The sequence below is a fragment of the Cyanobium sp. Morenito 9A2 genome, assembly GCF_024345575.1.
Taxonomy (GTDB): domain Bacteria; phylum Cyanobacteriota; class Cyanobacteriia; order PCC-6307; family Cyanobiaceae; genus ATX-6F1.
In genome coordinates this window covers 154671-173068 of the sequence record NZ_JAGQBJ010000006.1, presented here as the reverse complement: position 1 = coordinate 173068, position 18398 = coordinate 154671, and the positions used below count along the sequence as shown (strand labels likewise).

The following is an 18398-nucleotide window of genomic DNA, read 5'->3' as shown; positions in this document are numbered from 1 at the left end:
CATGGCAGCTGTGATCCGCCCGCTCGTCTCCCTGGTCTTGCTGACGTTGCTGGCTCCGATCGTCCCTGGGCGCGCCGCCACACCTGTGGTGAGTCCAGCCCCCAGCGCACCGGTGCCGGCCCAGCCCGGGGCGGCAAAGGCGGCGCCGGGCAGAGCAGCAGCGGTTTACCGCCCGGGCATCCTGCGCCTGGCCTTTTCCGCCGCTCCCCAGGCTTCCAGCACCCCAGGGGGCCCCCCGCTCGGGAAGGCCGCTGATGAGGGTTTCATTGATGTCACCTTCGTCCCCCCGGAAGGGCCGGTGATCGGTAAGCGGGTGCACCTGAGCGTGAAGCGGTTTGCGGACTTGCTGCGGGCCCTCTACGGGCACCTGGCTCGGTTCGAGTCCCTCGATGTGGGCAACCCCGCCTCCCCTTCCCGGCGTCTGCATGCCTTGTTGATCGCTCCGATCGAGCCAGAGCTGCGGCAGCGCGGGATCACCACCCTGCTGGTATCGGTCGATGCAGGGCTCCAGGCCTTACCCCTGGCTGCTCTCCACGACGGCAAGGCCTACTTCGGCCAGACCTATGCCTTTTCGATCACCCCGTCCCTGGGGCTGATGGTCAAGGACCTGCCCCGCCCCGAACCGGACAAGCGGGTGTTGAGCGCGGGCGCCTCGGTTTTCGAGGGGCTCTCCCCGTTGCCCCTGGTGCCACAGGAACTGGCCAACACCTCGGCGCCGGAGCGCACCGATCGCTTCCTCAACAGGGCCTTCACTCCCGATGTGGTGCTGGTGAAGGCCGGAGAATCGCAGTACCAGCGGGTGCATGTGGCCACCCATGCCGAGTTTTTACCGGGGGGACCTGACAAATCGTTGATCTTCTCCGGGACGGGCCCTGTTTCGCTGGCGCGTTTTGCTGCCCTGCGCCAACGACGGCAGGGGGTGCCGCTGGATCTGTTCTCCCTCAGCGCCTGCCGAACGGCCCTCGGCAACCAGGATTCCGAACTGGGCTTTTCCGGGCTGGCCTTGCAATCAGGTTCCCGCAGCGCCATGGGCACCCTCTGGTATGTCGATGACGTGGCGGCTGCCGCCTTCTTCATCCAGTTTTACCGCTATTTGGATCGCGGTCAGCCCAAGGCCGAAGCCCTCCAACGCACCCGTGAAGCCTTCATCGACGGCCAGGTGCGCCTGCAGGGGGATCGCATTGTGGGAAGTGATTCCCAGCCACTGCTGGCGGATCTGACGCCAGCGGAGCAGCGCCGGGTCAGCCGGGGGCTCCAACACCCCTTTTACTGGGCCGGCATCGAGTTGTTGGGCACACCTTGGTGAGCGGAGTTTTGGTCTTGTCCCCCTAGGGTTGGATCGGCTGATCGGGCGGGCTACCGCATGACTGAAACGGCATTCCCCGCCTCCGCCAGCACCGGGACGAGGGATCAGACCCTGGTGGAGATCCTGAACATTGCCGCCGCCCTCAGTGGTGCCGGCGATCTGCGCACCTTGCTGCACCTGATCCTGACCAAATCCCGCCAGCTCACCGGCAGTGATGCCGGCAGCATTTTTCTGGTGGAGCGGGTGGACCAGCGCAAGGATCCCGGCGGAGTCGACAAGCTCTGGTTTGCCGTTTCCCAGAACGCCAGCCTGGCCACCGATTCCGCCCAGTTCGGCCGACAGGAGGACATTCAGCAGGAACTGTCTAATTTGCGCTTTCCGCTGACCTCCGAGCGGCTGGTTGGTTGGAGTGCCCTGACCGGAGAGGTGCTCAACATCCCTGATGCCTACAGTCTCGATCCGGCCCTTCCCTACCGCTTCGATAGCAAGGTCGACAAGGAGCTGGGGTATCGGGCCGTGTCGATGCTCACGGTGCCGATGCGCTCCACCTCCGGCGAAACGGTGGGGGTGATGCAACTGATCAACCGCAAGATCGATCCCGCCGCGGTGATCACTGCCGAGACGGCCCAGGCGCTGGTGCGCCCCTTTGATGCCTTTGATCAGACCCTGATACAGGCCCTTGCCAGTCAGGCGGCAGTGTGTGTGGAGCGCACCCAGTTGCTGGAGGCCCAGAGGCAATTGATTGATTCGATGATCACGCTGCTGGCGGGCGCGATCGATGCCAAGAGCCCCTACACCGGCGGCCACTGCGCCCGGGTCCCCGAACTGGCGCTGATGCTGGCCCGGGCTGCCGAGGAGGCCAAAGAGGGTCCGTTGGCGGGCTTCGCCTTCAAGGGTGAAGAGGAGTGGCGGGAGTTTCGCATCGGTGCCTGGCTGCACGATTGCGGCAAGATCACGACCCCCGAATACGTTGTTGACAAGGCCACCAAACTCGAGACCAACTACAACCGAATCCACGAAGTCCGCACCCGCTTTGAAGTGCTGCTGAGGGATGCACGCATTGCCTGGTTTGAAGGGGTGCTGGGCGGTGGCGATCGCGAGATGCTCAATCGCCTCTACAGGGAGCGCGAGGTCGAACTTCAAGAGCAGTTCTCCTTCGTGGCCGAATGCAACCTGGGGGCTGAGTTCATGGGCCCTGAAAAGGTGGAGCGCCTGCGCAGCATCGGTGCCCAGACCTGGAAGCGACATTTTGACAGCTCCCTTGGTCTGGCCTGGGAGGAGCTTTCACGGCATACCCAACTTCTGCAAACGCTGCCGGTGGAGGAGTCCCTGCTGGCGGACAAAGTGTGTCACATTATCCAGCGGGAGCAGAATCAGATCCCCGAAGAGCGCTACGGCTTCAAGATGGAGGTGCCCGAGCATCTTTACAATCTCGGCGAAATCCATAACCTTTCTGTATGCCGTGGCACGCTCACTGATGAGGAGCGCTACAAGATCAATGAACATATCGTTCAGACGATCATCATGCTCGAGGGTTTGCCGTTTCCGGCTAATCTTTCTCGGGTGTCGGAGTATGCGGGCACCCACCACGAAACCCTCGATGGAAAGGGTTATCCACGAAAACTCAGTGCCGCTGAGCTTTCGGTGCCCTCTCGAATCATGGCGATTGCCGACATCTTCGAAGCACTCACGGCTTCTGATCGACCCTACAAGAAGGCTAAAACTCTCTCCCAGAGTCTACGGATTCTCTCCGGATTCCGCGATCGTGAGCACATTGATGCCGATCTGTTTGAGTTGTTCCTGCGCTCCGGCATCTACCAGAGTTACGCCGAGCTCTACTTGCTCCCCGAACAGATCGACGAGGTGGATGTCGACTCCCTGCTGCGCCCGACCACCAGGGGAGGCGTCTGAGCGCCTGCGGTGACACGCCGACCTTGGCGACCTCACGCCCCCTGGTCAGCCGAACAACGTGCTGGGACTCCACACCCAGGGGCAGGTGGGCGAAGTCCGATGTCCGCTGGAGAGGGCCATGGCCCCCTCTCTGACCTCTCCGGTCCCCCGCCCCAGCCTGGCGGAGCCGCACTTCCGCTCGGGCCAGATCGATCGGGCCCGGGACCGCTTCGGGCAATGGCTGAACGGTAGGACCCTGGTTCATGGCGGTCTGCCCCGCTGCTCTGGATCCGCCCGAGCGGCGCCAGTGGGAGGCTTCCACCGCCAGGGACGACCAAGGGCCTGGGCTGTTCCTCAATGTCGGCCCGGTCCTGCTCTTGGCCGACAGCTTGGGGCGGCTGACGGGGCCTGGCGGCGCTCCCTGGGTGAACCCGGGCCTCGCCCTGGCGCTTTGGGACAGCCTGCCGGTGGCCCTGCACAACCTGGACGTGGCGGGCTGATGGGGCAGCACCTGTGCTCCCACCGGACGGAGGCCGGGCTGCGGGAGCGCCACCGCATTTGGGGTGGTCTGTTTCGCCAGGGAGCCGGAGGGCGATCGGGTGAGCCTGCGGTGGTGGGAGCTGCCCCTTGTGGTCAATGCCTACACCCGGTGCAATCGATTGGCGGCCCTCGTCCCAGGGCCGGCATAATTGGTTTGTACCAGCCCAGCCTGCCGGCTCCCGCTGCCAGCCAGCTGGGGGATTCCTGCTGCCGCGGTCGCCTTCTGGGGGCGTTCTCCGTCCATGGGTTCCGGCTAAGCGGCCGGGGCGGCTCACCACGACTCCCCCCCCGGGGCACCTGGGAGCTATGGGATAGCCCGTGGCCCAGGCGCGCAGGGACCAACGATCAACCGGGAGGGAAGGGTCCGCGCCAGCGGCTGACGCGCCGCCGCCGTTGCCCGAGCGGCAGCAGCGGCCCCCCATGGCGGAGCAGGGGGGAGGTGGGCCACGCGCAGGTGCTGGCGGTGTTGCGGATGAGCGCTTCGCCGAGCGGCAGGCGAAAACCCTTGAACGAGCTGGCGAGGATGGGCTCCACCAGGCGAGGTTTCCATGGGGGCGAGCAGGGCTGATCCGATGGCGAACGCCGCTGCCGCTGGCGGCGTAGGTGGTTCAGGTCTGCTTCGTTGAACTCCAGCTTGGAGAGCTTGTTTTCGTCCTGATCATGCCGGGCGCCGTTGGTGTCCGGCAGGTTCTCCATCAGGTCCCACAGCGCCCGTGGAGCGATCAGAACGTCATCGCATCCAAGGGGCGATCGGTTCCTGGGCGGAGGCCGGGGCCATCACCGCCGGAGCGTTCCCCTCGCCGGGGGGGTGCCTGCAGAGCAGCCAGCCCAGCTGCACTGCGATGGCTGCGGCGGTCGAGCAGGTGGACCCAGCGGCGTGGTGCTGCGGGGGGTTGATCCGAGTGATCGCCCCCTGGGGCCACCACAGCCCTCATTGCAGGTAGGTGATCTGCCCCAGGCTGCTCTCCAGGTGATCCATCAGCTTTTGGGCGTCGCTGATGCGCAGGTCGCCGCGGCTGATCGCCGCCTCGCTGGCCATGCGCAGCCGTTCCAGCAACAGCTCCGGCTGGTGCTCCATCGCCTTGAGCACGTCGGCGTTGGTGTCGCCCCGCACCACGTGATCGAGCCGGTAGCCGCCCCCCGCCACCAGCCGTAGGTGCACGGCGTTGGTGCTGCCGAAGAGGTTGTGAAGGTTGCCCATGACCTCCTGGTAAGCCCCGCCCAGGAACAGGCCGATCCAGTAGGGCTCGCCCGGTCTGAGTGCGTGCAATTCCAGCAGCGACTTCACTTGACCGCGGTCGATGAAGCGCGCCAGCTTGCCGTCGGAGTCGCAGGTGAGGTCAGCGAAGCTGCCGAGTTGATCGGGCCGTTCATCGAGCCGGTGGATCGGCATCACCGGGAAAAGCTGATCGATCGCCCAGGTGTCGGGGGCGGAGCGGAAGACCGAGAGGTTGGCGTAGTAGGTGCTGGCAAGCGCTACCTGCAGCCCCTTGAGGTCGTCAGGAACGCCGACCACCGGTAGCCGTTGGGCGATCGACTGGCAGCAGGCCCAGGTGAGTTGCTCGGCCAGGGCCCGCTCGGGCAGGCTGAGGTAGCCGAGGCGGAAGGCCGAGAGTGCGTCTTGCTTGAACTTGCGGGCATCGTTCCAGGCCTCCTGCAGGGGCCCGGTGTCGCCGTGGTCCGTGGCGCCGATGCCGGCCAGGGTGTCACGCAGGTTGCGCACGATCAGTGGTTCGGCTTCACCCGGTTCGGGGATCGCATCGGGGACGCCGGCGGCCCCGAGCACATCGAACACCAACACGCTGAAGTGGCTGGCCAGGGCCCGACCGCTTTCGCTCACCAGGGTGGGAACGGGCACGCCCAGCGGTTCGCAGCACTCCCGCACCGTGGCGACCACGTCGTTGGCATAGTTCTGCAGGGAGTAGTTGGTGGAGGCGGCGGTGGCCGAACGGCTGCCGTCGTAGTCGATGCCCAGGCCACCGCCCACATCCAGGTAGCCCATGGGTGCTCCGAGCTGGGCCAGCTGCACGTAGATCTGGCCCGCCTCCTGCAGGGCGTCCTTGAGCACGGCGATGTCGTTGATCTGGCTGCCCACGTGGAAGTGCAGCAGGCGTAGTTCCCCAAGCAGCCCGGCGGCCTTGAGCCGCTCCACCGTGGCCAGCAGGTCGGGAATGGAGAGCCCGAACTTGGCGCGCTCACCCACGGAGCTGCCCCAGCGGCCGGTGCTGCGGGCCGAGAGCTTGGCGCGCACACCGATGAACGGTGCCGCCCCCAGGGCCGCACTCGCCTCGATGATCCGCTCGACCTCATCGGCCTGCTCGATCACCACCACCGGCTGGCGCCCGAGCCGCCGGGCCAGGATCGCCGTTTCGATGTAGCGGCGGTCCTTGTAGCCATTGCAGATCAGCAGCGCCTCCGGGTCATCGAGTAGGGAAAGGGCGATCAGCAGCTCCGCCTTGCTGCCCGCCTCCAGTCCGAAATGCCAGCGGTGGCCGCTCTCCACCAGCTGCTCCACCACGTGGCGCTGCTGGTTGCATTTCACCGGAAAAACCCCCTGGTAGCGGCCGACGTACCCGTACTGGGCGATCGCCCGCTCAAAGGCACCGTGCAGCCGTTCGAGGCGGTCTTCGAGGATGTCGTCGAAGCGGATCAGCAGCGGCAGGCCCAGGTTCCGCCCTTTGAGCCCCTGCACCAGCTCGACCAGATCCAGGGAACCCCCGCGATCGCCCCGGGGCTGAACCATCACGTGGCCGCGACCGTTGATCGAGAAGTAGGGCTCGCCCCAGCCATCGAGCCCGTAAAGGTGGGCGCTCTCCGCCACCGACCAGGGGGCGGAAGCATCGTGGAGCTCTCCCGGCGGGCGGGGCGGGTCGGCGAGGACCATGGGAGCCTGGGTTGTGGCGAAGCCTTGGGGTCGGAATCTAGGCGGGACCGCCTGCCTGACTGGCCCCAGGGTCCCGCACCTGGTCAGTGGCCAGGGGCGCAAGGGCCTCGCTGCAGGCTTCCGCCGCGTTGCGGAGGCCCACGATCGGTTCGATCAGGCGCTCCACTTGCAGCTGCAGCTGGTCGTCGGTCGGCTCAGGCCTATGCAGATCCAGCAGTGGGCCCGCCGGTTCGCCGCGCTCCAGAGCCGAGGCGAGGACCGTGAGCGTGGTCTGCATCTGGTCCCCCAGGGGCCGGAGGCTGGGCGCGGCCGGGCGACCACCACACCCCAGCACCAGCAGGGCATCGATCAGACGCTGGCTGTGCAGCAGAAACGCCATCAGAGGCAGCGCCAGCGGCCGGTGCGAAGCCTTCTCGCTGAGATAGCGCTGAATCGAGACCTGGGCGTTTCCCATCGCCAGGCGCAGGGCGGCGGGCGTGCTCGGTGGCCCAGCGCTGCTGGGCGGGCCCTCCAGAACCCGATCCAGCACCTCCGAAACGAACCGGGCCTGGCAGCGCAGGCTCTCCGCCAGGCGGGCCGGCAGCTGCTCCCGTTCCCAGCGGGGCAGGATCAGGTGGATGGCGGCCAGGGCCAGCAAGGCGCCGATCAGGGTGTTGGCGATGCGCCAGAGGGCCAGGCTCCAGTCGCCGGGTTGGGCGATGTCCTTGTAGAGAACGATCCAGGGGGTGAGGAAGAAGACGAAAAGCCCGTAGTTCACCGGCAGCATCGCCATCATCACCAGCGTGAGCGGCACCAGCAGCAGCACGATCACCAGGGGATGGGGGAAGAGGGTGGCCAGCACGATTGCCAGGATCCCGCCCAGCACCGTCCCCAGCACCCGCTGGCTGGTGCGCCGGAGGCTCTCACCGGCCGAAGGCCGCAGGATCACCGACACCGTCAAGGTGATCCAGTAACCGATCGGCAGTGCGAACAGGGTGTAAGTGGCCACCGCAGCGGCCGAGGCGACCCCGAAGCGCAGACCGTGGCGGAACACGCTCGAGTCGAGCGTGAGGTTCGCTCCAAGGGTTTTCCAGCCCTGGGCCACAGCAGCCCGCAGCGCGCCGCCGGGGCGTCCAGGCGAAGACATTCGGCGGTTGAGCGCCGCCGCCGGAATGGCTTCCCCCAGCTCGGCGAGGGTGGTGATCCACTGGAGCTGGCTGAGCTGGACTTGCTGGAGCGCGATGCCGGGTGCGGCCGAAGCCTCGATGGCTGCCGCGATCCGGCGCGCCTCGATCACGAGTCCCTGGCACGGGGGCAGCCCGGCGCGCCCCAGCAGCGCCTGCCCCAGCTGACGCAGCGCCACCACACCGTGCCGATTGAGCGCATCGAGCCGCAGGCGGAGCTGGGGGACCTCCGGCTGCGGAATCTCCGCCAGCAGGCTGCCCATCGCCGCGCTGGTCACGAACAGCGCGTCGGCGGACTCGATCAGGCGGGTGAAGGCCCCATCGGCCGGGCTGTCCCCGAGGCGGCCGCTACGGGTATCCGCCAGGGTCGCTCGGGCGGTGGCGAGGGCGGCGCGGACTCGGAGTTTGCCCTGGAAGAGCTGGTCCTCAGCGGCTGGACTCCCGCCGCTCCCCGGGCAGGCCTGGCTGAAGAACTCAGCGATCGCCCCCAGCAGTTCAGCGCTCGCGAGCCGGACAGGCCGGTAGGGCCGCAGCGGCCAGATGGCCACCGCCAGCAGGGTGGCCCAGGCCCCTCCGGCCAGGTAGAGCAAGGAGAAGGACAGGGCCTTGGCTGGATCGGGACCGGCCACATTGATGCCGATCAGGAAGCACCAGGCGGTCACCAGACCGATCAGGGCACCGGCATTGCCGTAGAGCGAGAGCAGACCGCAGCCCAGCCCGACGGCGAACATGGCCGGCACGCACAGCCAGGGCCAGGTGGCCAGGCCGATCCCCCCGCCGAGCGCCCCGGCGCCCAGGAGGGAAGCGCAGGCCATCGCCGTTGCCCTGGTGCGGTAGGCGCCGCCCGTGTCGGCCATGTTCACGTAGAGCCCCCCCAGGGCCATCCAGATCAGGGCGGGCTCATGGAGCAGCGCGGCCGCCAGCAGCGGCAGCACGCTGGCCACGGTGGTGCGCAGGCCGAGCCGGAGGTTGGGGCCGATCCGCGGTGCCGCCAGCCAGGCAGCGGGGAGGGGAGGCGCTGCAGGCATCGACGCAATCCGGCCGCAGGCCCGACCGTAGGGCGGTTGTCAGCTCCGGGCGTGCTTGCCAAGCGGCAGGGCCAGCGCGGACGATGGCGCCATCCCTGTCTCACCTGCCCATGGCCACCGAACGCAGCTTCATCGCGATCAAGCCCGATGGGGTCCAGCGGGGGCTGGTGGGCGAGATCCTGGGCCGCTTTGAGCGCAAGGGTTTCAAGCTGGTGGGCCTCAAGCAGCTCACCCCCAGCCGTGAGCTGGCCGAAAGCCACTACGGCGTCCACCGCGAGCGCCCCTTCTTCGCCGGCCTCGTCGACTTCATCACCAGCGGCCCGGTGGTGGCGATGGTGTGGGAAGGCGACGGTGTCATCGCCAGTGCCCGCAAGCTGATCGGCGCCACCAAGCCCCTTGAGGCCGAGCCGGGCACCATCCGTGGCGACCTGGCGATCAACATCGGCCGCAATGTGATCCACGGCTCCGATGCTCCGGAAACGGCCGTCTTCGAGATCGGTCTCTGGTTCAGTCCCGAAGAGCTCAGTGACTGGACCCCCTCCGACCAGAGCTGGCGCACGGAAGGCTGAGTCAGCCAGGTTCGCCAGGGCTTGCCAGGCTGGGGGGACTTCGCTCTGTTCCTTTGACGATCGCCGCCCGTTCGTTCAGGTTGGCTACCGCCCTTGGGGCGGGGATCATCGCCGTTCCACTGCTCAGTCGGGCCCAGACCCCGAAGCCACCCGGCCCTCGCATCGTTGATGTGGCGGCCAGGCCGGCCTTCACCCGCGCGGTGGGACGGCCCGAAGTGATGGCTCAGCCGGGGCAGTTGCTTGCCCCCGGCACGGTGTTGCGCACCCAGAGCCCCGGCCGGCTGCAGGTGCGCATGGCCGATGGCCGCAGTTTCCGCCTCGGTGGTGACGCCGAGTTACGTCTTACGGGGCAGGAACTGGACCTACGCCGGGGTCAGATCATCGCCTGGGTCAACCCTGGCCAGAAGGGCCAGGCGTCACCCCTGCGCATCCGCACCCGGGTGGCCACCGCCTCGATCGTGGGCACCACCGTCTTCATCGAAGCCAGCCCCGACAAGGTGTTGTTTCTGAGCTGGGAAGGTCGCGTCAAGGTGGACACCGACACCGGCAAACTCGTCCAGCTCAAGGGCGGCCAGGTGATGGCCAAGACCGGTGAGCGCTGGGATCTGCCCCGCCGGCTCACCCCCGAAGAGGCCCGCAGCCGTCGGGCCCGTAATCCGTTGTTCAGCGCGTTCACCACGCCCATGGACACCCTGCCGTTGATCGATCGTCAGATTGACGGGCTCAGCGCAACCCCCGCCGCCCCCCGGTGAGACGGCCGCCCCTGTGGGGTCTGGCGCTGCTGGTGCCGCTGCTGCTGGCCCTGCCGGCCCTGCGGAGCTCCCCGGTGGGCGTGGCCCTGGTGGCGGCTGATGCCGCGATCGGGACCCAGTTCTTCAGGCTGCGGGGCGTGCGCCCTTCGGCGTCGTCCCTGGTGGTGTTGGCGGTGGACGGCGATTCGCTCGCCCTCGATCGCCTGCTGGGCCCCCAGGAACGCCGGCGCTCAGCCCTTTGGCGGCGGATGGGCCCCTGGCCCTGGCCCCGGGCCCTGCAGGCGGAGCTGGCGGCGGCGGTGCTGGAGCGGGGCGCGGCGCGGGTGGTGTTCAACGTCGTGTATGCCCAGCCCAGCCGCTTCGGCGCCGCCGATGACCGGGCCTTCAGCGATCGCCTTGCCCCCTGGCGCGATCGGGTGATTCTGGCCTCTGCCTACGGCCGCCAGATGCAGGACGGGGTGGAGCGCGCCCAGCTGGATCGACCGATTTACGCCTTCCCGCGCACGGGTCTGACCACCCTGCTGCAGAGCCCCCAGGGCCTCACCGATTCCATCCCCGGATCGGAGTGGCTGCGGAACAACCTGGAGTCGTTCGCTCCGCCCCGCCCTGACCCCCTGCCGTTCGTGGCCGCGGGGCGGAGGCCGCCGCCTCAGCCCCTCGGCATCAATTACCCAGGCCCCGCCGGCGTGGTGAGCAGCGTGCCGGCCTGGCGGGTGTTGGAGCAGCCCGCGGGTTTCTGGCGCGGGCGCACCGTGCTGCTTGGGGCGACGGCCCCCGAGCTCGGGGGCCTGCAGGAGACCGCTTTCGGTCCCCAGAGCGGCACGGAGGTGCAGGCCGCGGCCCTGGCCAGCGTGTCCGCAGGCGTGGGCCTCTGGCGGCTGGAGCCCACGCCGGAAACCCTGCTGCTGCTGGGCTGGGGCGTGACCACGGCGTTGCTGCTGCGCCGGAGCCCCAGCGCCTCCGCCGTCCTGGCGGCGGGTTGGGCCCTGGCGGCGGTGGCCCTGGCGCTGGGGGGGCTGCTCTGGGCCCAGGCGTTCCTGGTGCTGCCCTGGGCCGCCTTGATCGCCATGCCTCTGGTCGCGGGGTCGGTGCGTGGCGGGGGGCAGTGGCTCAGGGAGAGCCGCGAGCGTGCCTATCTGCACCAGGTGCTGGCCCGGCGCATCTCCCCCACCCTGCTCAAGGACATCCTGCGCGAACCGGGGCCGCTCTGGACCCAGGTGGGGGGGAGCCGCGCCGATTGCGTGGTGCTGTTCACCGACCTGGTGGGATTCACCCCCCTGAGCGCCCAGTTGGAGCCCCCGGCCCTGTTCGCCCTTCTCAATAACTACTTCGAAGCGATCGCCACCGCTGTGATTGAGGAGCAGGGGCTGCTGGACAAGTTCATCGGTGATTCGCTGATGGCGGAGTTCGGGGTGCCCCGCAGCCGCGGTGATCGGCAGGAGGCCCTGGCGGCCGCCCGCGCTGCCCTCGCCATGCGCGCCAGCCTTGGGGCTCTCAACGCCACGTTGGAGCGTGACGGCCGGCCGACCCTGCGCCAGGGCATCGGCCTGCACTTCGGTGAGGTGATCGCCGGAAATCTGGGCTCCTCCCAGCGTCTGGAGTTCACGGTGGTGGGCTCCACTGTGAATGTGGCCAGCCGGCTGGAGGGGCTCACCCGCCGTTTCCCGGAGCATTCGATCCTGATCAGCGGTGAGCTGCTGGCGTTGCTGGGGGAGCGGGCGGCGGTGGTGCCCCTCGGGGCGCACACGGTCAAGGGTTGGCCCACGCTGCTGGAGGTGTATGCGTTGGAGGGGCTGCGGCCCGAGAGGTGAGGGCCCGCCGTTGGGGCTTGTGGGCCGGGGCCAGAATGGCGACCCTGGCCTGGTTGACGATGGATGCTTCCGCACAGCGCCACTGGGCCAGCCCGGGCCATGCGTCAGCTGAAGCCGTCCTGCTGGGGCTGGTGCTGGCGGGGGGGCTGGCTTTGGGCACCGGCCCGGTCGCCCGCGCTGCCGAATCCGCCACGGTGCAGGAGATCCTCGATGGCAATGAGCTCTACATCGATCGCAAGCCGGCACGGGTCAAGGAGAAGGCCAGCACCCCCCAGCAGGTCAGCACCGGCGACAGCCGCGGACAACTGGCCTTCGCCGGCGGTGCCGCGGGCCGGCTGAACCGCTTCTCCCAACTCCGGCTCGGCGCCAGCTGCTTCCTGCTCGACAAGGGGCAGATCCTGGTCTCCGGCAAACAGAACGGCTGCACCAAATCGTCGCGGATGAGTGTGCGTGGCACCAACTACGTCATCGAGGTCTCCGAGAGCGGCGACGCCGAGCTTTCGGTGCTTGAGGGTTCGGTGGAGGTGGCCCCCAGCCGCGATGGCGAGCCCACGGGAGCCGCTCCCACCGTGGTGGAGGCGGGCCAGAAGGTGCGTCTTTCCCCGCTGGGGGTGGTGTTGGCTTTGCTCAAGCTCTCACCTTCCGACTACACCAATGTCCTCAACGGGCCCCTGTTCAAGGGATTCTCCACGACCTTGCCCGGGTTCGGATCCCTGGAGAGCTACATCCGCAGCTCTGTGCCCGGGGTCTCGATCCCCGGCGTACCTGGGATCCCGCTGGTTCCCTCCTTGCCCAGCTTCAGCCTGCCGCGCTTCTTCTGATGGTCATCCTGGACGGTCCAGGACCGGCGGGCTCAGCCTTCGCACGACCTGAGCACCCGCGATGAAGCGCTCCGCCGTGGTCGTCCTGGCTTCCGGTGCGATCGTGCTGCTGGTGGGGGGCCTTGCCGGCTGGCCTCCGGGCCCGTGGCGCAGCTGGGAGCGGGGGCTCGAGAACCAGTTGGTGCGCTGGCGGGGTCCGCGTCAACCGCCGAGGTCGGTGGTGGTGGTGGCGATCGACGACGCCACCCTGCAGCAGGGGGCCTGGTTTGAGGGGCACCGCGCCGCGCCCGCCTGGGCCCGGGGCATCGGCACCCTCCCCTGGCCGCGGGCCAGCTACGGCCAACTGGCCAGCCGATTGCTGGAGGCGGGCGCCCAGGCGGTGGCCCTCAACGTGGTGTTCGAGGGCTCCAGCAGCCGCGGGTTCGCCGACGACACCGCCCTGGCCCGCTCCCTGGCCTCGCAACGCGGCAAGGTGGCCCTGGCCGCCGAGATGCTCGAGCCCCAGGACGCCCAGGTGGGCAGTGGGCTCACCCTGGTGCGACCGGAGCGTTTCATCACCCCCGCCGGTGGACCGGGCGCCCTGGGGCTCACCAACACCCTGCCCGCCCAGGCGGGTGATCCCGACCGTCACCCGGAGGCCTACGGCCGCGGTCTGCTGCCGGCGAACGGCCTCAGGCCCCAGCCGTCCCTCGCGGCCACGCTGCTCCAGCTCGGGGGGCGCCCCTCCCGCCAGAACGATCCCGCCATGGCCCTGGATTTCTACGGGCCTGAGGGCACGTTCACCCGCCTCTCGGCCTGGGAGGTGCTGGATCCGGCCCGCTGGACCCGCCATCCCCTTCGGGGCTCTGTGAAGGATGCACTGGTGGTGGTGGGGCCCGTGGCCTCCCAGGGGGAGGCGGGCAACCCCACTCCCTTCGGCAACCTCTCCGGCCTGGAGCTGTTGGCCACCGCCACCGCCAACTCCCTGGCTGGAGAGGGCCTCGCCCCCTGGCCCACGGCGGCCCCCTGGCGGGCGCTGCTGGCCCTGGCGCCGGTGCTGCTGGTGGCCGCCCTCGGCTTCTGGCGCGGCGGCCTCGGCTGGCGCCTCGCCCTGGTGGGGGCCGCCCTGGCGCTGGTGGCTGGCTCCAGCTTCCTCGCCCTGCAGCGCAGTCACCGCTGGCTGCCGCTGCTGGCGCCCGCCTCCGGCCTGGTGCTGCTCGGGCTGCTCTACGGCGGTGATGCCTACCTGCAGGAGGAGCGGGAGCGGCGGCGCCTGCGGCGCACCTTCGAGCGCTATGTGGCCCCCAGCGTGGTCGCGGAGATCCTCTCCGATCCCAAGGCGGCCGACGGCATCCTGCGGGGCCGGGTGCTGCGGGTGACGGTGCTGTTCTCGGATCTCAAGGGCTTCACCCAGCTCACCCGCCAACGCACCCTCGACGGCCAGAGCGAGCTGCTGGTCAGCCAACTCAACGAATACCTGGGGGAGATGGTGGAGGTGATCACCGCCCACGGCGGCACCGTCGACAAGTTCATCGGCGATGCGGTGATGGCGGTGTTCGGCTCCCCCGTGAGCCGTGGTGAGCAGCAGGAGGCCCTGGCGGCGGTGCGCTGTGCCCGGGCGATGCGCGAAGCGCTCGAACGGCTCAATGGGGGGTGGGCCCAGCGGGGCATCGAGCCCTTGGGCAACGGGGTGGGGTTGGCGACGGGCGATGTGGTGGTGGGGCAGATCGGCAGCCCCCGCCGCCTCGATTTCACGGTCATCGGCGACACGGTCAACCTGGCCAGTCGGCTCGAGGGGCTCACCCGCACCCTGGAGGTGCCGGTGCTCTTCGATCAGGTCACCGCTGACCTGGTGCAAGGTGAGCTCACCCCTGAATCCAGGGGAACACCGCCGGTGAAGGGCATGGGGCCCACGCCGGTCTTCACCCTGCCGGCCTCCCCACCTCCGGCGCTCAGCTGAAGCGGTCCCAACGGAACGCCTCCAGCAGGGTCCGATCCACCGCCTCCAGCTCATCCCCCAGCAGCCGGGCGGCGATCAGCTGGGCGGTGATCGCCGCCAGCAGCACACCATTGCGGTGGTGGCCCGTGGCCAGCTCCAGCCCTTCAATCGGGCTGGCCCCCAGCAGGGGCCCCTGGTCGGGGGTGCAGGGGCGGAACCCCCACCAGCGCTCCATCGGCGGCCACTGGGCCGCCGATGGCAACAGCGCGTCGATTCCCGCCTGCAGCAGCCGCTGGCCGGCCGGGGTGAGGCCCTCAGCGAAACCCGCCTCCGGTTCACTGGTGGCGCCCACCACCAGCAACCCGTCGTCGCGGGCCACCAGGTAGGTCCCGGGGCCGAACACCACCCGCGCCAGGGCCCCGATTGGCCCCTGCAGTGACAGCATCTGGCCCTTCACGGGAAACACCGGCAGCTCGCTCAGCAACCGGGCGCTCCAGGCGCCGCAGGCCAGCACGGCCTGGCCACAGCGCAGCACCTGCTCATCCCCTTCCGCCCGCCGCAGCCGCACCCCCGTGAGCCGGGGGCCCGTGGCCTGGGCCTCCTGGTGCAGGTCCAGCACCTCGGCACCCTCCTGGAAGGCCACCCCTTGGGCGCTGCAGGCGCGTTCGAGGGCCCGCATCAGCTGGCGGCGGTTGTCGATCTGGCCGTCCTGCTCGAACAGCAGGGCCGCCTGGAAGCCAGGCCCGATGCCGGGGATCTCGCGCTCGAGGCCATGGCGATCCAGGGGCGTGCCGAGGGCGGCCGTGGGGTAGGCATCCCGCTCGTTGGCGCTGGCGAACGGCACGACGATGCCGCAGGGCCGCAGGCCGCAGCTCAGGCCGCTGTCGGCTTCGATCTGCTCCACCCAGGCCGGAATGGCCTCCAGGCTGCGCTGGCCCAGCGCCAGCAGCGCCCCGCTGAGCCCCTCCGCATGGGGCGCCAGCATCCCCGCCGCCACGAAGCCCGCCGCCTCGTTGCGGCGCCGGCTGAGCACGCTCACCGCCTGGCCGCGACGGGCCAGCTGGTGGGCGATCGCCAGCCCCATCAGCCCCCCTCCCAGGATAAGGATCGGTTCGCCCGCGGCCCCAGTCATGACGACAAGCTATCCACCCCATGGCCGGGGCTTGGCCGAGCTCATCAGTCTTCGGCTGGTCCCCGGCGACGACCTGCGTGGCGCCCTTGAAGTCCTGGTGCGGGAGCGCGCGATGGCGGCGGCTTGGGTGGCCTCGGCGATCGGCAGCCTCCAGGGATTGGTGGTTCGTCCCGCCGGCAGCGACCGGGCCCTGCAGCTGGCAGGCCCCTGGGAACTGCTCAGCCTCCAGGGCAGCCTGGGTTCCGGTGGCGTCCACCTGCACCTCACAGCCGCCGATGCGGAGGGCCATTGCCGCGGCGGCCATCTGCTGGCGGGCAACGTCATCCGCACCACCGCCGAGATCGCCCTGCTGCTACCTGGGGCGGTGCGCTTCGAGCGTCAGCTTGATCCCGCCACCGGCTACCGGGAGCTGCTTTTCGAGGCTGCTGCCTAGGATCGACGGCTAGCGATGGGAGCGGAGCGGTATGGCGTCGGCGATCGGCCACGAGGGCTGGGAGGCCGTGATCGGCCTGGAAACCCATGTGCAGCTGGCCACCGCCAGCAAAATCTTCTCGGCCGCCTCCACCAACTTCGGCGACGAGCCCAACACCCACATCGATCCGGTGGTACTGGGGCTGCCCGGCACCCTGCCGGTGCTGAACCAGAAGGTGCTGGAGTACGCGGTCAAGGCCTCCCTGGCTTTGAATCTGCAGGTGGCCGAGCACTGCAAGTTCGACCGCAAGCAGTACTTCTACCCTGACCTCCCCAAGAATTACCAGATCTCCCAGTACGACCGGCCGATCGCCGAGGAGGGCTGGATCGAGGTCGAGGTGGCGGAAAAGGGCAAGGACACTTATCTCAAGCGCATCGGCATCGAGCGCCTGCACATGGAAGAGGACGCCGGCAAGCTCGTGCACGCCGGCAGCGACCGCCTGGCGGGTTCCACCCATTCCCTGGTGGACTACAACCGCGCCGGTGTGGCGCTCGCTGAGATCGTGTCGAAGCCGGATCTGCGCACAGGCCGGGAGGCGGCGGAGTATGCCTCCGAGATCCGCCGGATCATGCGTTATCTGGGGGTTTCCGACGGCAACATGCAGGAAGGCTCCCTGCGCTGCGACGTCAACATCTCCGTGCGTCGCGGGCCCGATGAACCCTTCGGGGTGAAGGTGGAGATCAAGAACATGAACTCCTTCTCGGCCATCCAGCGGGCCTGTGATCACGAAATTGCCCGCCAGATCAAGGCGATCGAGGCAGGGGAGCCGATCGCCCAGGAAACCCGCCTCTGGGATGAGGGCAAGCAGCTCACCAAAAGCATGCGCAGCAAGGAGGGGGCCAGCGACTACCGCTACTTCCCCGAGCCTGATCTCGGCCCGATCGAGGTGACGCCCCAGCGGCGAGAAGCCTGGCGCGCCGAATTGCCGGAGCTCCCGGCCGCCAAGCGCCACCGCTACGCCGAACAACTGGGGCTCTCCATCTACGACGCCCGGGTGCTCACCGAGGAGCGGCCGATGGCGGAGTACTTCGAGGCCGTGGTGGCGGCCGGCGCCGACCCCAAGGGGGCAGCCAACTGGATCACCGGCGACATCGCCGCCCATGTGAATGCCCACCGCCTCGCCTACGGCGATCTGCCCCTGCGGCCCCAGCAGCTGGCTGAGCTGGTGAGGCTGATCGAGGGCGGCACGATCAGCGGCAAGATCGCCAAGGAAATCCTGCCGGAACTGTTGGAGCAAGGCGGCTCCCCCGCCGCGATCGTCGAGGAACGGGGGCTGGGGATGATCAGCGATCCTGCGGCGATCACGGCGATCGTCGAGGATCTGCTGAATGGCCATCCAGAAGAAGTGGAGGCGTTCCGTGGCGGCAAGACCAAGCTCCAGGGCTTTTTCGTCGGGCAGCTGATGAAGCGCACCGGCGGCAAGGCCGACCCCAAGCTCGCCAATCAGATCCTGGTGGCCAAGCTCAAGGGCTGAGGCCCAGCGCCCGCTCCACCTGAACCTCCAGGCCCCCGGGCGCGCCCCGGTTGTCGATCACCACGTCGGCCCGCGCCCGTTTGCGCTCCAAAGGCCACTGGGCCGCCAGGCGGGCCTCGGCCTCGGCGTGGCTGAAGCCATCGCGGCTGATCAGCCGCTCCAGTTGGTCCTTTGGTTCGCAGTCCACCAGCCAGATCTCGCTGCAGAGCCGCTCCAGCCCCGCCTCGAACAACAGCGGGACCATCAGCACCACCACGGGCTCAGCCGCCAGTTCAGCCAGTTCGGTTTCGAAGCGTCTCCGCACCGCCGGATGCACCAGACCCTCCAGCCAGGCCCGCTCGGAGGGGTCGGCAAACACGATGCGCCCCAGGGCGGCTCGGTCTACCCGCCCAGGTTCGCCAGCGGCCACGGGCGAGCCGTAACGCTCCGCCACCGCTCGGGCAGCGGGAGTTCCGAGAGCCAAGGCCTCCCGGGCATAGAGATCGGCATCAAGCACCGGCAGGCCATGCCGTTCGGCCAGCAGCCGGCCCACGGTGCTCTTGCCGCTGGCGATGCCGCCGGTCAGGCCGAGGCGGCGCTGGGGAAGGGCAGCCGCAGGCGGCATGGAGACACGAAAGCCAGACCGACCATCCCCATCA

At 69.0% G+C, this 18398-nt stretch carries 15 protein-coding genes; 10 read left to right on the top strand and 5 right to left on the bottom strand.

Annotated elements, in window-relative coordinates; all coding sequences use genetic code 11:
* Nucleotide 1 precedes the first annotated feature (1 nt).
* The 3 genes from KBY88_RS09615 (at nucleotide 2) to KBY88_RS09605 (ending at nucleotide 3696) form a co-directional block, all read left to right on the top strand.
* A complete protein-coding gene (locus KBY88_RS09615; protein ID WP_254939707.1) occupies nucleotides 2-1306 on the top strand; it encodes a CHAT domain-containing protein in 1305 nt (434 codons plus the stop codon).
* 57 nt (nucleotides 1307-1363) lie between these two features.
* The gene (locus KBY88_RS09610; protein WP_254939706.1) at nucleotides 1364-3217 is read left to right on the top strand and encodes an HD family phosphohydrolase; all 1854 of its coding nucleotides are present in this window, start codon (nucleotides 1364-1366) and stop codon (nucleotides 3215-3217) included.
* A 242-nt stretch (nucleotides 3218-3459) separates the two neighbouring features.
* Nucleotides 3460-3696: a hypothetical protein gene (locus tag KBY88_RS09605; protein ID WP_254939705.1), complete on the top strand. Its 237-nt coding sequence runs from the start codon at nucleotides 3460-3462 to the stop codon at nucleotides 3694-3696.
* Nucleotides 3697-4081: 385 nt separating this feature from the next.
* On the opposite strand, the gene KBY88_RS09600 is transcribed toward KBY88_RS09605, so the two are convergent.
* The 3 genes from KBY88_RS09600 to KBY88_RS09590 form a co-directional block, all read right to left on the bottom strand.
* Nucleotides 4082-4432, bottom strand: a complete 351-nt coding sequence (locus KBY88_RS09600) for a hypothetical protein (RefSeq protein ID WP_254939704.1) — start codon at nucleotides 4430-4432, stop codon at nucleotides 4082-4084.
* A 235-nt stretch (nucleotides 4433-4667) separates the two neighbouring features.
* On the bottom strand, nucleotides 4668-6620 hold the full coding sequence (gene speA, locus KBY88_RS09595) for a biosynthetic arginine decarboxylase (RefSeq protein ID WP_254939703.1): 1953 nt from the start codon (nucleotides 6618-6620) through the stop codon (nucleotides 4668-4670).
* A gap of 37 nt (nucleotides 6621-6657) precedes the next feature.
* Complete coding sequence (locus KBY88_RS09590) at nucleotides 6658-8811, bottom strand: FUSC family protein (RefSeq protein WP_254939702.1); 2154 nt, start codon at nucleotides 8809-8811, stop codon at nucleotides 6658-6660.
* 110 nt (nucleotides 8812-8921) lie between these two features.
* Here KBY88_RS09590 and ndk point away from each other — a divergent pair, with 110 nt between their 5' ends.
* The 5 genes from ndk to KBY88_RS09565 all read left to right on the top strand — a co-directional run bounded on the left by ndk (nucleotide 8922) and on the right by KBY88_RS09565 (nucleotide 14703).
* The gene (ndk, locus tag KBY88_RS09585) at nucleotides 8922-9380 is read left to right on the top strand and encodes a nucleoside-diphosphate kinase (RefSeq protein ID WP_254939701.1); all 459 of its coding nucleotides are present in this window, start codon (nucleotides 8922-8924) and stop codon (nucleotides 9378-9380) included.
* Nucleotides 9381-9460: 80 nt separating this feature from the next.
* Entirely contained in the window at nucleotides 9461-10132 is a 672-nt protein-coding gene (locus KBY88_RS09580; RefSeq protein WP_254939700.1) for a FecR domain-containing protein, read from the top strand.
* Nucleotides 10129-11943: an adenylate/guanylate cyclase domain-containing protein gene (locus tag KBY88_RS09575; protein WP_254939699.1), complete on the top strand. Its 1815-nt coding sequence runs from the start codon at nucleotides 10129-10131 to the stop codon at nucleotides 11941-11943. Before KBY88_RS09580 ends, KBY88_RS09575 begins: the two co-directional genes overlap by 4 nt.
* Before the next feature lie 59 nt (nucleotides 11944-12002).
* A complete protein-coding gene (locus KBY88_RS09570; RefSeq protein WP_254939698.1) occupies nucleotides 12003-12764 on the top strand; it encodes a FecR domain-containing protein in 762 nt (253 codons plus the stop codon).
* Nucleotides 12765-12825: 61 nt separating this feature from the next.
* On the top strand, nucleotides 12826-14703 hold the full coding sequence (locus tag KBY88_RS09565; RefSeq protein WP_254939697.1) for an adenylate/guanylate cyclase domain-containing protein: 1878 nt from the start codon (nucleotides 12826-12828) through the stop codon (nucleotides 14701-14703).
* Here KBY88_RS09565 and KBY88_RS09560 read toward each other — a convergent pair.
* On the bottom strand, nucleotides 14696-15814 hold the full coding sequence (locus KBY88_RS09560) for an FAD-dependent oxidoreductase (RefSeq protein ID WP_254939696.1): 1119 nt from the start codon (nucleotides 15812-15814) through the stop codon (nucleotides 14696-14698). The genes KBY88_RS09565 and KBY88_RS09560 overlap by 8 nt on opposite strands.
* Between KBY88_RS09560 and KBY88_RS09555 the strand changes: the two genes are divergently transcribed.
* Both KBY88_RS09555 and gatB read left to right on the top strand, forming a co-directional pair.
* Nucleotides 15813-16247, top strand: a complete 435-nt coding sequence (locus KBY88_RS09555; RefSeq protein ID WP_254939695.1) for a PPC domain-containing DNA-binding protein — start codon at nucleotides 15813-15815, stop codon at nucleotides 16245-16247. The two genes, KBY88_RS09560 and KBY88_RS09555, sit on opposite strands and share 2 nt — an antisense overlap.
* Nucleotides 16248-16278: 31 nt before the next feature.
* A complete protein-coding gene (gene gatB, locus KBY88_RS09550; protein WP_254939694.1) occupies nucleotides 16279-17760 on the top strand; it encodes an Asp-tRNA(Asn)/Glu-tRNA(Gln) amidotransferase subunit GatB in 1482 nt (493 codons plus the stop codon).
* Here gatB and coaE read toward each other — a convergent pair.
* Entirely contained in the window at nucleotides 17750-18364 is a 615-nt protein-coding gene (gene coaE, locus KBY88_RS09545) for a dephospho-CoA kinase (RefSeq protein WP_254939693.1), read from the bottom strand. The genes gatB and coaE overlap by 11 nt on opposite strands.
* Nucleotides 18365-18398: the final 34 nt, after the last annotated feature.